10 protein-coding genes are annotated in these 14,163 nt (G+C 65.6%); 3 read left to right on the top strand and 7 right to left on the bottom strand.

What is annotated here, in order from left to right:
- Positions 1-80 precede the first annotated feature (80 nt).
- Complete coding sequence (wecB, locus tag ACFQPD_RS09160) at positions 81-1,238, top strand: non-hydrolyzing UDP-N-acetylglucosamine 2-epimerase (protein WP_385900250.1); 1,158 nt, start codon at positions 81-83, stop codon at positions 1,236-1,238.
- A 291-nt stretch (positions 1,239-1,529) separates the two neighbouring features.
- Here the strand turns inward: wecB and ACFQPD_RS09155 are convergent, their stop codons facing one another.
- From ACFQPD_RS09155 to ACFQPD_RS09145, 3 genes are all read right to left on the bottom strand, one after another.
- Positions 1,530-3,311: an FAD-dependent oxidoreductase gene (locus tag ACFQPD_RS09155; RefSeq protein ID WP_385900248.1), complete on the bottom strand. Its 1,782-nt coding sequence runs from the start codon at positions 3,309-3,311 to the stop codon at positions 1,530-1,532.
- Positions 3,312-3,360: 49 nt separating this feature from the next.
- Positions 3,361-5,178, bottom strand: coding sequence for a polysaccharide pyruvyl transferase family protein (locus ACFQPD_RS09150; protein WP_385900246.1), 1,818 nt, complete (start codon positions 5,176-5,178; stop codon positions 3,361-3,363).
- A 233-nt stretch (positions 5,179-5,411) separates the two neighbouring features.
- Complete coding sequence (locus tag ACFQPD_RS09145; protein ID WP_385900245.1) at positions 5,412-7,181, bottom strand: polysaccharide pyruvyl transferase family protein; 1,770 nt, start codon at positions 7,179-7,181, stop codon at positions 5,412-5,414.
- Positions 7,182-7,316: 135 nt separating this feature from the next.
- Between ACFQPD_RS09145 and ACFQPD_RS09140 the strand changes: the two genes are divergently transcribed.
- Complete coding sequence (locus tag ACFQPD_RS09140; protein ID WP_385900243.1) at positions 7,317-8,117, top strand: DUF6270 domain-containing protein; 801 nt, start codon at positions 7,317-7,319, stop codon at positions 8,115-8,117.
- Here ACFQPD_RS09140 and ACFQPD_RS09135 read toward each other — a convergent pair.
- Genes ACFQPD_RS09135 through ACFQPD_RS09120 form a run of 4 tightly spaced genes read right to left on the bottom strand, consistent with a single transcriptional unit; the run spans position 8,104 to position 12,777 of the window.
- The gene (locus tag ACFQPD_RS09135; RefSeq protein ID WP_385900242.1) at positions 8,104-8,949 is read right to left on the bottom strand and encodes an ABC transporter ATP-binding protein; all 846 of its coding nucleotides are present in this window, start codon (positions 8,947-8,949) and stop codon (positions 8,104-8,106) included. The genes ACFQPD_RS09140 and ACFQPD_RS09135 overlap by 14 nt on opposite strands.
- Positions 8,936-9,850, bottom strand: a complete 915-nt coding sequence (locus ACFQPD_RS09130) for an ABC transporter permease (protein WP_385900240.1) — start codon at positions 9,848-9,850, stop codon at positions 8,936-8,938. The genes ACFQPD_RS09135 and ACFQPD_RS09130 overlap by 14 nt, the downstream gene beginning before the upstream one ends.
- Entirely contained in the window at positions 9,843-11,549 is a 1,707-nt protein-coding gene (locus ACFQPD_RS09125) for a glycosyltransferase (RefSeq protein ID WP_385900238.1), read from the bottom strand. The genes ACFQPD_RS09130 and ACFQPD_RS09125 overlap by 8 nt, the downstream gene beginning before the upstream one ends.
- Complete coding sequence (locus ACFQPD_RS09120; protein ID WP_385900237.1) at positions 11,530-12,777, bottom strand: glycosyltransferase family 4 protein; 1,248 nt, start codon at positions 12,775-12,777, stop codon at positions 11,530-11,532. Before ACFQPD_RS09120 ends, ACFQPD_RS09125 begins: the two co-directional genes overlap by 20 nt.
- Before the next feature lie 129 nt (positions 12,778-12,906).
- On the opposite strand from ACFQPD_RS09120, the gene wecC reads away from it, so the two are divergent.
- Positions 12,907-14,127, top strand: coding sequence for a UDP-N-acetyl-D-mannosamine dehydrogenase (gene wecC / locus ACFQPD_RS09115; protein WP_385900235.1), 1,221 nt, complete (start codon positions 12,907-12,909; stop codon positions 14,125-14,127).
- Positions 14,128-14,163: the final 36 nt, after the last annotated feature.

The raw sequence follows: 14,163 nt of genomic DNA, 5'->3' as shown, positions 1-14,163 counted from the left end.
AGATTCGATAATGAATCGCTGCCCCCTTATGCTCAACCGAAAGGTCCATGCGCCGGGGGGTGCGGCAAGCGGGAGGTTTGATGTCTAAGCGGGTCATGGTCATCTACGGCACGCGTCCCGAAGCCGTGAAGATGGCTCCGCTGATCAAGGCCCTCGAGGCCTCGCCCGTGCTGGAGCCGTTCGTGGTCAGCACCGGCCAGCATCAGGAGATGATGGACCAGGTCAACCGCTGGTTCGGTATCACTCCCGATCTCGATCTCAAGGTTTTCAAGCACGGCAGCACGCTGAACGAACTGACGTCCAGGATCGCGTCGCAGCTGGATCCGGTGCTCGAGCAGATCAAACCCGACGCAGTCGTCGTGCAGGGGGACACCACCACCGTGGCGATCGCCGCCATCGCGTGCTTCTACCGCCTGATTCCGGTGGTGCACCTCGAGGCGGGCCTCCGCTCCGGCGACATCCACTCCCCGTTCCCGGAGGAGGCGAATCGCAGGATCGCCGGCCAGGTCACGTCGCTCCACCTCGCGCCGACGACGACCTCGCGGGACAACCTGCTGCGCGAGAACGTGGACCCGGCCAAGATCGTGGTCACCGGTAATACCGTCATCGACGCCCTCCGCTGGACCGCGGCCCGCGACGTCCAGTTCAGCGACCGCCGGCTGCGGAAGGAACACGAATCGGGCCGCCCGATGATCCTTCTGACCACGCATCGGCGCGAGAACTGGGGCGAACCCCTACGACGGATCGGGGAGGCCGTGGCCGAGATCGCCCGCCGCTACCCCGAGTACCTGATCCTCTATCCGGCACACCAGAATCCCGCCGTCCGTGAGCAGGTCGAGCCCGCGCTGCAGGGCCTGGACAACGTCATGGTGACGGAGGCGATGGACTACCAGGAGTTCGTGCACGCACAAAAATGGGCACGGATCATCCTGACCGACTCCGGAGGCGTCCAAGAAGAGGCGCCGAGTCTAGGCAAGCCTGTTCTCGTGCTGCGCGACAACACAGAACGCCCTGAGGCTGTCCATGCAGGCACAGTTCAGTTGATCGGCACGGAGTCAGACTCGATAGTGTCGGCAGTACAAGAGCTTATCCACGACCCCGCGGCGTGGGCACGAATGGCTCATTCAGTGAACCCATACGGGGATGGACGAGCCGCTGAGCGCAGCGCCGCCGCCATTGCAGAGCTTCTCGCGGTCGGAAAGCGCACACCTGAATTTTCGTCACATCCCATCGGTTAATCGCAGATTGCCAAAAAAAGGCCCAGCAACCGGACGGGCGACGTTCCACTCACCTGAGACAGTTGGTCAGTGCGGGGAATGCATCACACGCGGCCCCAATGCGAGTGCAAGCAACACAACCGCACCCAAGAGGACAGCTCGCAGTCATGCCGAACTCATGCTGGCCTGGCTCTCTTCCAGGGCCTCCTCTTCAAAACCGCTACCGCCGTACATTACACCGGTCCAACAGAGGAAATGCGTTGCGGCAGCTCACAGTTTCAAGGATGTCCGCCACCCCCGCCATCTCCAACGTCAATTCAGGACTAGACCGTTGCGGGTCAGATAATCAATCGATTGGCGACCCAATTCCTCGGCGACACCAACGTCTGTCTGGATATACGCCGAGTGTGGGTCGCGCCGAACTTGCCAGGGTAGACGCCTGCGTGCCACTGCCAATGAAATCGCTGCGAAAGCCGGGTCTGATCTAACGGATCCCTCCACTTGCAGCGGCGTTATCAGAGCGCCACCCCGGGCCAACTCATATTGCACGGACGCGGTTGCAACCTCACGGGGCTGAACACCCAACCTGTGGCTGAGCGCGGCTAGGACCCCCGCCGCCTCCCCGATGGCACACACTGTGGGATGAACCCGAATAGCACCCGCGGCGAGTCTTGAGACGGAAATATTCTTCTCAGCAGCGATGAATCCGTCCACATATTCAGGGATGAGGCAACCGAGCGGAATCGGAAAGGGCCCGAACGTCTCGGACTTTGGCTTATCGTCCACGCTTTCATTCAGATCCGCTTCAAAGTCCTCTGGGCGCCTCCCGCCATGCAGATCGGTGTGATAGTAGCCGACAGCGACGGAGTCAACGTCCCACGGGGCCTCGCGGTAGGGGCCCGGCCTGCGGATGGCGCGGCCGATGAGAGTGCGCTTCCCAAGTATTCTGCGGCATTCCCGAATGTAAGGAATCAAGGGCAGGTGTGGAACGAGGTGTCGAAACACCGTGGGAATATACGGATTCTCCGGGCGATTGGCGCCGTCGAAGCCTTCATCGGTGGCCAGCGACCAGGGCAAGCCCAATTCGGTCTGAAGATAGTACAAGACGGAGAGGGTACGACCGATTGCCTTTGCCTCGTACCGCATCCGGGCATCATCACTGAGGAAATAATCGCCTCGAATGGGCAGATCGTTGTGTAGGTTCAGATTCGTCCGGGTCACCTTCTCCCATTCGAGACCTTGATGGATCTCGGACCGTGCAAGGTCGGGCGCAGCACGGTACCCGGCGAAGGCCAGGGGACCCTGTCGCGTCGCGGTTCGTGGGTCTCGTTGCCCTGCAGGCGGATACATCTTCCGAAGGCCCGGGACATAGCGATCGTAACCTTCGGGCGCTTCCGGCACCCTGAGATGCTCGGGGACACCACCGGGATACTCGCGAATTGTCGCAGTGTACGTGATGTCCTGCACAAGTGCATGCTCGACGCCGGCAGGCCAGTATGTCTTGCCAGTGCCCTTCCTGTTTGCCAGACGGTGCGGGACACCAGCCAGCGCTAGAAATGACCCGTCTTCCGTCGCATCGATGACGACGTCAGCTGTTGCGGAACCGCCGTCCCAGATCGCTCCCGAGACGAGGGGACCGTTCCGCGTTGCCTGGAGGATCTTCACTCGCCTGATTGTCTCGACGCCTTCATCCTTGACGAACTCAGTCAGTATTCGTTCGACCACGACTGCATTGGGCGTCAACGACGAATTTCGATAGTGCCCAACATTCGCCGGCCGATGAAGTTCATCGGCGTACACCCGAAGAGTACGTGCGACGATTTCACCCCAGATGCCGTGATCGTTGATCTCGTGATCATAGGGAAACGGGATGTCGAACGCCGAGACACCAGCTGCCGTTGCTTGCCCGCCGAGCATATGCGTCGGCTCGATCAGCAGCACGGTCAGTCCTCGGCGGCGGGCCGCAACAGCGCCCGCGACCCCTGACAGGCCGCCGCCGACCACCAAGAGGTCGTAGTGCCTGCTCGCGGGTCTCCGATCCTCCGTCCAAGCGGCTCGCTGCTCAGCGGTGATCGGGTCCACCACAGTGGCCATGTGCCCGGCTGGATAGACGGGGAACCGCTCAGGGGTGTACGCGGCTGGTCTAAGCACGCTTCACGGCTCCTAGCACATCCCATGGGAAAGCTTCGAGGAGCGCCTCGGCGTCGAACTGAAGCCGTGCGGATTCCTCGTCGATGACGCGGGTCATCGATCCATCGATGATCGGGAACGGCGCCAGATCCAGCGGATCCTGCGGCGATTGCCCTGTCGACAGGAAGTAGTCAGCGAACTTCGTGCCGTCTCCACTGATCCGCTTCGAAGAGTTCGAGAAAGTCACCCACCGGGCGGGGATGCCGTACGCCTGAGCCAGGATCACGCCGTGCAGAGATGAGGAGAGCACCGTCCGGCAGCTCGTGAGAGCGTCGATGAAGGACTCGATGTCGGCATAGCTGGCGGCACGGAGGTCCAGATCGACGGCGCCGTCCCCAACCTGGCCAATTCCGCGATGGGTGAGATGGCGGATCAGACCGACCTCGTGAGTGACGCGGCGGGCCTTCGGCTCGTAGAGGCGGGGTAACAAGAGGGCCGGATCGCCGTAGACCTCAGGCACATCCGCTCCTGCTTCGAGGAGTGCCTTGCGGGTCAGTGGCCCGCGAACGGCGCGATACCTCGCATTGGGGTTGAAGTCATCCTGCATGCGGGGCGTACCCGTGCCCCACACGTACTGCCCGTCGCCAGCGAATTTGATGACGCTACCGATCGCCAGCATGGCAGCGCCCCTGGGCCCGAAGGCGGGAGGCACGCCCGTGATCTTTTCGACGATGTAGGGATTGAGGATATCGCCTAGGTTGCCGGGGAATGGCTGCTTCATCCACCACAAGAGCGGCCTGTCACCCTTCTTGAGGCCAGCGGCCTCGGCGCGCTCCTCGAGTGAGATATCAGCCTGGAGGGATCTTGCCTCAGACTGACGGTTTCCGCCACGAGTGATGACGGATTCGACTCGCTCGTGAGCGGCCGGCCAGCGCCGTTCTCGGAAGGCTAGGCGCGCAGCGGCCAATTGCCCCTGATCGTCATCGGGATGATCATTGACGAAACGCCTGATCTCGCGATCAGCGTCTCGGCGCCGTCCTTGCTTGGCGAGGGTCAGGGTGTACGAGCGACTCCATTCAAAGTCGTCCCAGTCGTAGTCTTTGGCTGCAAGCAGCATCGCCTCAGCGGCTCTGAGCTCGTTTCGCGCAAGATAATCACGTGCGATGGCCGTGAGTATCCGTCCACGATTCAGAATCGTGTGGTGCTGCACCACCTTCGAAATGTACTCACCTACGTTGCCGGAGTCGCCATGGATCGTCCATGTCTTGTCGGTCAGATCCTCAACGCGCCGCACGACGCTGGAGGTCGGCAGGACCAAGACGCTGAGTTCCTCGCCGAAAGTCGCCCACGACTCCTGCAGGAGGTAGTCGTCAGTGACGTTGGCCGGCGCGGCAGCGTCGACCTTCGCCATGTGATCCAGGAACTGGAGAGCCAGAGGGGTGTACCCGAAGACCAAGAAGGACGGGCGCCACATCCTGGCCGTCGAGTAGGCGTCAAACTGCCCGATGCGGGTGCGGTTCGGGATCGCGGCGAAGTCTCCACTGAACCCCCGCAACGCGGCGGGGACGCCCACGAATTGCGTATCGGCATCCACCCACAGGACTGGACGCTGGTGCTCTCGGAGCTTCCGAGCGTAAAACTGCGTCTTATATCGGCAGATCTGACTCCAGTCGAAGTCCGAGGGCAGATCGAGATGCTCAATGTCGTGCTCAAGCCCGAGCGCCTCGCAGCTGCGCGCCAGCCGGTCTGCCTCGATGTGGTATTCGGGAGCACCGGCCGCGAATGAGATTACGACGGGAAGGCCTTCGCCGCGACGCTCAGTATCCGCCACGATGTTTGGATCCACGTGCATTGGTCAGATGCCCTTTCCGTGCGAGCGCAGATTCCAGTATCGGATCTGCACTCTCCCCAGGGCCGACTGTCGAAGGTTCTCCAGGCGGCTCGTCGTCCATGCCAGAAGCTCCCGCGTCCTTTCCAGCTCAGCCTCCAGCTGCTGTACGCGCCGCGACGCCACCTCTTCGTCCTTCAGCCAGGCCTCAAGGTGCCCAGTCTCCTGGAGATCTGTCATTTCTGCCTCTCTGAGAATGTCGTCTTCAGCTGAGTAGTTTGATGAAGCTTACGGAGTACGCGCGAAAGGCGCGAAGCCTGGGATCCTTGTGGCGGTCTCCCATCGCGAAGCTTGGAGGGCGGGACCGAAAAGCCATGGCTGGGATGCTCGACCCGATAGCTTTCCAAGGTTAGGGCGCGGACAGTGATCCGACCTGCCCAGCCCCATCGCCACGCCTCGCAATCCCTCAAGGCCCTAGTACCAATATCAAGAGCGCGCTCGTCTTCCGACGGGGGAAGGAGGAGCCATGTGTGCACGTCGCGTGACCACTCGGCAACATCAACGGCTGCGAGGTCGACGCCATCCACCCGAATGAAGTGTGCCATGCGACCAGCCAATGCGGGGTCCTCGCTGTAGTGCGCGGTGGTGCTGATGCCGACCCGCCAGCCTGAGTCGGAGCTGGGAACTGCGAGTCGGAAGTAGGCTTCATCCCCTCCGCTCGGGGCGGAGCTCTCAAGATAAATCGAGCGGGCGCCGTCCGCCTGGTCGCAAGCGGTGTGAAAAGCGGGAGAGGTCTTGGACGAGGAAGCACTACCGGGCACAAGCGTCGACAGAACGTCTGGCGCCAAGTGACTGATCGGACTTGTCGACTCCCCCCTGCTCTCGCCCTCCCCCGGAGGCAGGGTGGCGAGCCACTCACGCAGCTGCAGGGTGTCTTGCGCGGCAAGCGAACGAGCCCTCGCAACCGACTCCCTTACACAGTCGAGCGTCTGCCCCTGAGCAGCGACCCTGGCGGCCTCGGCGAGGTCAGCGACGCCGGAGTCGAGGGGCAGCGCCAAGTGCGAGACGCCCATCATCGCGAAGTGGGAGCTGACCTTTGGGTCGTATGCGAGACCGACCACCGGCACGCCCAACCGGTGCGCGATGAGAGCTGGGTGCAGTCGCATGCTCACCACCATCCGCGCAGATCCGAGGGCCTGAGTCACGCTGTCCGGGTGGGACCCAGACAGCGAGAAGTCCACCTTGTCCGACAGAGACCGCCGCAGATCATCGAGAACTTCGCCGTCGGACTCCTGAGCCGGTACTCCCACGACCCGGAGCCCAGCCCCCTTGGCGAACTGCACGAGGAACTCAGCGAGTTGATCGTGCGCATGCCCCGAGGGCCACTCCCTCAAGTTCACGGCCAGGACCGGCTCCCGACGGAGCGGCGTTGGAAGTTCGAGAGCAAACGTGGCGTCGACCCCGGCGTGAAGCTGCTCTTCACGGAAGCCCGCCTGCCTTAGCAGCTCGACCGAATGGGGGTCTCTGACGTGGACGGAATCCACAACGTGTGACGCCAGCCGCATCAAAGCCCAAGCATCCCGGGTCCGAAGTGGACCGACGCCAAGCCCGAAGCCGATGACCGGGATCCCCCTAGCAGACGCCTCTACAGGCAACTGCATGGCATGCCCCAGGCTGCGCTTGGCGTCGGAGGTCAGCCCCCGCAGGCCACCAGCCTCGGCCAGACCGTAATCGTTCCACAGTCCACCCGGCCCAAGGATGACGCCGGACGCCCGCCTCAGCTCGTGGTCCCTCGAGGCGGGGTCCCGCCGGCTGAAGGCCGGCACCCCGAAGACGCGCTCCACTTCACTCGCGTCGTGTGCGGCCACTACCGGCTGGATCGCAGGGTGCTGGCTAAGGGTACCAAGCACAGACCGCAGCAGCAGGTCGTCCCCGTAGTTTCCGGCTCCAAAGTATCCCGAGATGATGACGCGACTCGCGACGCCTGGAGAAGGGGATACCGACACGGGACGATAGTTTAGCCTGCGACACGCTGGACACTCAGCCGCCTCCACCGCGGCGCAGACGGTCGTGCACCGCGCCGCGGCCCCTGGGAGTCGTCAGGGACGCTCGGACGTTACTTCTGCGCCCACGGGACTAGCATGAGGGTCCACGTCTCTGACAGGAAACAACACGGCTCGCACGAGGAGGCCCTTCCGATGCGCGTATGCAGGGTCTTCATACACGGCAGTTGCGTCTCGCGCGACACGGTGGCCTTCGCACAGAGGCGGTTTACGGTAGTTCATTACCAGGCCAGGCAATCAGTAATCTCCGTAGGATCCGCGGCTGATCTGACTGGATTGCCTGAATTTCGATCCCCGTTCCAGCAGCGGATGTTCGACGACGATCTCAAGGGCAACGCGCTACAGTCGATCCGTGCCATGGCACCCAGCATTGACATCGTGCTCCTGGACCTGTGCGACGAACGATTGGGCGTCCAACTTCTGCCGGACGGTTCGGTGATGACGAGGTCCGTCGAAGGCATCGCGGCGGGGATCGTCTACCCAGGGGCCCATATTCCGTTCGGGTCTGACGCTCACTTTAATCTATGGATCAGCGCGTTCGAGCGCTATTGGGCAGAACTGAAGACTTTGGACTTGGCAGACAGGGTCATGGTGCTGGCGGTGCCATGGGCCGGCGCAACCACCGAAGGTCAGGCGACGCCCTCCAGCTTCGGCGTGACGGCAGAAGCTGCCAACGAAGCTTACGAGCGCTATTACACCGCCCTTATGGATCTCGGTGTTGATGTGCAGCGCTTCGGCGATGCTCTAGCCGACCCGCATCACAAGTGGGGGGCGGCCCCCTTCCACTATGAATCAGCTGTGTACTCGTCCGTCGCCGAGCGAATCCTCAGCAGATTCGCCATCCTAGACGCCGAGGCCGAGGCAGCTAACCCGGGATGAGAGGGTTTCCCGACTTGGCGAGAGAAAAGGCTTCCTCGGCCGCCTGAAGGTCCTCCTTCGCAACGCAGTGAGCCCACCATCGGTAGGCCCGCGCGATATCCGTCGCAGGTCCATCGATGACGAGTTCCCCCATGTGCAGCCAGATGGCTCTGCTGCACATTTCCTCGATCGTCTGCGCAGCGTGTGATACCAGGAAGATGGTGCCGGCCCCGGCACGGAGTTCATCAATCTTCGCCTTACTTCGGTCAGCGAACGCAGCATCCCCCGTTCCCAGCGCTTCATCGATGAGTAGGATGCTCGGCTGAGCTGCAGCCGCGATAGCGAACCGCAGTCTCGCACCCATCCCCGAGGAGTACGTCTTCATCGGTCGATGTATCGCATCACCGATGCCGGCGAGCTTGATCACTCCGGGCATGATCTCGAGGATCTCATCGGGGTGGAACCCCAGTGCCAGCAATCCAAGGCGAACGTTCCTCTCGCCCGTCAGCGCCGGCATCATCGCGGCGCTGACGCCGAGGAGCACTGGAGTGGCTTCAGCCAACACCTGCCCGGAGCGAGGTGGCTCCACCCCCGCGATCACGCGAAGCAGCGTCGACTTGCCCGACCCGTTTGCGCCCACAAGTCCAATATGCTCGCCCTCGCGTGCGACGAAGTTAATGTCCTTCAGCGCGTCAACGCCGGTGTAAGTCGTGAGTCCGATCGCCTGACCCGCACGGGCGAGGAGGCGCCTCGCGGGTGGCAAGCCCCCCAAGTTGGAGGTCTCCGTCCTATATCGGACGGAGACGTTATCCACCACGACCGAGATTCGTCCTGGCGCCTCATTCACGCCCATAGGACACCTCCGCCCGCCAGAAGTACAGGGTGCCGAAAAGCAGGGCACCCCCCGCCCAGAGAGTGGCTGTTGCCCACTCTCCTGCGGAGGGTGCGGTCGCGTCCAGCAGTACCGACCGGTACATCGTCAGGAACTGGTACATGGGATTCAGCCGAACGGCTTGCCCGATCGCGGGGACACTGTCGAAGCGGTCGACGGCGAACATGACCGCAGAGCCATAGAACCACAGCCTGAGAAGATAGGGAATAAGTTGACGGGCATCAGGGAATGCTGTGGCCACCCGCGCGAGCATGAATCCCACCCCCTGATTGAAAATGGCGTGCAGTGCAAACACGAGTGGCAAAAGAAGCCAGGTGAGGTTGGGTAGCGCATGAGGCGGGACGACCATGAGCAACACGAAAAGGCTCGTGAGCACCGGCATCATTGCGAAGGTCTCACGTAGGGTCGCAGCGACGGGCAGGACGGCTCGAGGGAAGGTGAAAGCCCTGATCAGGCCCCGATTGTTGGATATCGAGGTCGCGGAAGAGTTGACGGTCCGCGCTGTATAGGTAAACAGGAACACGCCGATGACCAAGTAGCCAAAGAAGTTGTCGATTCCGCGATCTGCTCTCAAGATGAGTCCGAAGATCATGAAGTAGATAAGTCCATCCAACGCAGGCGCAAGGACCAACCAGATGTTGCCCAAGAGCATTCCCCGATGCTGAGTCGTGCTCTGCGACCACGCCTGCATTGTGATGAAGTGGCGCCGCTCCACCAACTGCGAGAGGTACTCCCGGAACGGTGGACGCCCACTGACCGGTGAGAGGTGGTCGGTCGAGTCAGGGTGGGCACGGCGAGGCACGGCGGGTTCGGCGCCCCGGTGCTTGAGCCGCCTGCCGCCCTGACCGTCCGCGTCAGCCACGCGACACCCCGAGCTGCCGGTAGATCTCTGCGTACGTCACCGCGCCATGCTGCCACGTCCTCCGCGCAGCCGACGAACGGCCCGCCTCCCCCTTCGCGGTGCGGGCGGCGGTATCCTGCGCGAGCGCACCGAGCGCGTCGGCCCACGCGGCCACGTCGTCGGCCGGTACCGAGGTGCCGGCGTCGCGACCCACGAGCTCATGCAGCGCCGGGAGGTCGCTCGCCACCACCGGCCTGCCCAGAGCCATGGCCTCGACCGGCTTCATCGGGGTGACCATCCGGCAAACAGGGGTGTCGCGGCGCGGCACCACGAACATGTCCAGCGCCTCGTGCCAGCGGATGGCCTCCGCGGCCGGGACCCTGCCCGGGAAGAGCACCTTGTCCTCGATACCGAGCTCTCGTGCCAGCGCGATGAGGCCCGGACGAGAGACCCCGTCGCCGACGATGGCGCCACGCAGGTCTATCCCGCGCCGCCGCGCCTCGGCGAGCGCCCGCAGGAACGTGTCGAGGCCCTCGTAGTCGACCAGGGAGGAAACAGTGCCCGCCCACACGCCGTCCGTCGGCAGCCCGAGGTCGGCCCGGGCCTGCGCGGGCGTGCTGGTCCGCGCCAGGAGTGTCGGATCGATGCTGTTGGGGACCACCGAGATCCGGTCCCGAGCCACGCCCCGCGACACCAGGTCCTCGGCCTGCACCTCGGACAGGACGACGACGGCGTCGGCCGCGGCGGCGAGCTCGGCCTCCTTGGCGCGCAGCAGGCGCACGCGCTCGCTGCGTTCGCCGCCGGCACGCCAGGGCTCGGGAAGTGCCGCGATCCACGTCAGCTCCAGCTGCCCTCGCATCTCGTACACCCACGGCAGGTGGTGCCGACGGGCCACGGCCTCGGCCACCAGGGCATTCGTGAAGTCAGTCGTGGTGTGGATGACGCCGGGGCCGAACGCCTCGACCAGCGGATCGAGCGCCGCCACCTGCAGTTCGAGCCGGCGCCGGGCGTCGACGGGGAGGCCAGGGGCCAACAGCCGGTGGTAGGCGATGCCGTCGATCCAGTCGACGGGGGCAGCGTTGAGCGTGCCGATCGTCACCGGGTACCCGATGCGCGTCGCCGCCGCCACCGTGAGTCCCTCGGCGCGCTGCGCCCGCAGCACGGCATGGCTCCGGGCCGTGTAGCCGGACTGGGTGTGCGGCTTCGAGTTGGTGAGGATGTGGAGGACGCGCGTGGTCTCCACAGCGGCGCCCTGCGGCCGGATGTCCACCTGCAGACGGAAGCCCGGCTGAAGCAGTGCCAACTCCGAGCGGCGACGCCTGGCCACCACGCTGTCCGCGTCGCCGAGCGCCGCGACCGCCTGCGTCAACTCCCCGCGGGTCCACGCCTGGTCCGAGCGCACGCGGGCGTCGTCGCGCAGCCGCGGCGGGATCGCCTCGGCGTCCCCGACGGCCACAGCCAGCCGGGCAGCGAGGCGGTCCAGCGGCGTCGCGCGACTCGGGCGCCGCGACCGCAGAGCGCGAGCCGCCACCTCGGGGCGGTCCGCCAGGTAGGCGCCGAGCGCCCCCACGAGCCCCGTCTCGGTCCGCGACAGCACCCCCCGCTTCCGCGACCCGAACCGGCGCCCCACGAGAAGGGCGAAGCCCAGCGGATCGTCGACGAGGTTGCGGCCCACCGTCGAGGCCACGAGTCTGGCTTGGTCAACGCGCCCCCCGGGCATCGGCCACCTCCTCCAACACGTCGGCGAACGTCGTCGCCAGTTTGTCCACGCTCAACTCCCGCTCCACCCAGGCGCGCCCCGTCGCCGGGACGGCGAGCCGGGACCGGTCCGTCGCCAGGGCGGCCCAGAGATCGGCCAGGGCCTCGACGTCCTCGGGTGCGGCCACGTCGCCCGCTTCAAGCTCGGTGATGAGCTCCGCGGTCTCCCCCGCCACCGAGGCGGTGATGTGGCGCCCGGACAGCATGATCTCGTACAGCTTCGACGGCACCGTCTCCGCCAGCAGCTCCCAATCGCGCAGGCTCACCAGCACGGTGTCCGCCCACTCGTAGTGCGGCAGCACCTGGTGGGTCGGCACGCGCTCGTAGAACTCGACGGGGGCGTCGGTGTCGCGGGCGATGTCGTGCGCCGCCTCCCACTGCGGCCCGGACCCGACGAACCGCAGCCGCACCGGCACCCCACGCTGCTTCGCCAATGCGGCGGCGCGGATGGCCGTGGCCAGCAGCTGGGCGCGGCCCACGTTGCCCAGGTACAGCACGTTGAGAGTCTCGCTCTCGAGCGCCGGCGCCGGCAGCGGGTAGGCCCACGGCTTGGACGACGTGTTGCGCACCACATGCACCCGCGACAACCCAGCGTCCCGCAGCCGCCGCGCGAGGCCCTCGGTGGTGACGATCACCGCATCAGCATCGGCACGCAGCGCGCGCAGCACCGGGCCCACGATCAGCGTCGACGCCCCCACCATCAGGCGCTTGGCCGGGTGCCCGCGGAGGCCGCGGCCGTCGTCGTCCCACTCCCGCCAGTTGTCCATCAGCTCGGGCCAGGCGTCGCGGAGGTCCAGCACGAACGGACGCCGCTTGAGGGCCGCGACGGCCCATCCGATCGGGATCGTGACCGCGGTGGGTGCGGACGCGACGACGACGTCGGTGCGGCGCACGCGCATCGCGCGGCGGAAGGACTGGATGCCCATCACGACGTCGATCACGGCGCGCGCGGCCACGCCGGAGCTGTGTCGTTGCAGGGGCGGCAGGACGGGATGGATGGTGACGCGGTCCGGCGGCGGATCCGCGAGCATCGCGTAACGGAGGTTGCCGAGCTGGCGGGCGGCGGACATGAGGGCCACGACGTCGACGTCGTGCCCGGCCTCCGCCAGCTTCGTCGTCAGCCACGACCACCGTGAGGAGAACGTGGAGCGCCTCGGCGGGAAGTACTGGGCGACGACGAGAATGCGCAAGACTCCCGTGCCCCCTAGGTGGTTGGTCGATAACCGATGCCGCGCTCCGGCCAACCGCCAGCCTAACCGAGGATGGGCGCTGGGCTAATCTTTGCGCTGGTGCGTCCAACAACAAATCGGGGGTTTCTCATGTCCACAGACCGCGTGGTCGCCGTCATCGGCCTCGGCTACATCGGTCTGCCCACGGCCGCAATCCTCGCCGCGAACGGGTATGACGTAGTCGGCGTCGATGTCAACCCGAAGCACGTCGACGCGGTCAACCGCGGCGAGGTGCCGTTCGTGGAGCCCGCGCTGGGCGGCTTCGTCGCCGACGCCGTCGCCGCCGGACGCCTGCGCGCCCAGGCCGAGACGCCCGCCGCTGACGTCTACATCGTCGCCGTCCCCACCCCCTTCGCCGAGGGCTACCGGGTCGACACGCGCTACATCGACGCAGCCACCGACTCGCTGCTGCCGCACCTGACCGGCCGCGAGCTTGTCATCCTCGAGTCCACCTCCCCGCCCGGCACCACCGAGCACATGGCGGCCCGGATCGCCGCTGCCCGGCCGGAGCTCACCGGGGTGGAGTACGCGCACGCCCCCGAGCGCGTCCTGCCCGGCCGCGTCATGGAGGAGCTCGTCACCAACGACCGGATCATCGGCGGCCTCACCCCCGCCGCCGCGGAACGCGCCCGCGAGCTGTACGCCTCGTTCTGCAAGGCCGAGCTGCACCTCACCGACGCCCGCACCGCCGAGATGGCCAAGCTGACCGAGAACTCGTTCCGCGACGTCAACATCGCGTTCGCCAACGAGCTCTCGCTGATCTGCGACCAGCTCGGCATCGACGTCTGGGAGCTGATCGAGCTCGCCAACAAGCACCCCCGCGTCAACATCCTGCAGCCCGGCCCCGGCGTCGGTGGGCACTGCATCGCCGTCGACCCGTGGTTCATCGTCTCTTCCGCGCCCGAGACGTCGAAGCTCATCCACACCGCGCGCCTCGTCAACGACGGCAAGCCGGAGTGGGTCCTCGACAAGGTGCGCGCCGCCGCCGAGGGGCTCGAGCAGCCCGTGATCGCGGCGCTGGGACTGGCGTTCAAGCCGGACATCGACGACCTGCGCGAGTCGCCGGCCCTCGACATCGCCGCCGCACTGCCGGGGGCCGTCACGGGGGCGACTGTGCTGGCCGTCGAACCCAACGTGACCGAGCCGCCCGCCAAGCTCGCCGGCGGCCCGGTGCAGTTGGTGGGTCTCGACGAGGCGCTGGAGCGCGCCGACGTCGTCGTCCTGCTGGTCGACCACCGGGAGTTCAAGGAGCTCGACCGGGAGCGGCTGTCCGGCAAGCGGGTCATCGACACGCGGGGGACCTGGCGCTGACCTCCACGCCGCCCGCGCCACGCACCGATCCGTCCG

The sequence above is a fragment of the Tessaracoccus sp. O5.2 genome, from assembly GCF_964266725.1.
In the GTDB taxonomy this organism is placed as follows: Bacteria; Actinomycetota; Actinomycetes; order Propionibacteriales; family Propionibacteriaceae; genus Arachnia; species Arachnia lapidicapta.
Note: the sequence above shows the minus strand (reverse complement) of the source record. Positions and strands in the feature narration are given on the sequence as shown.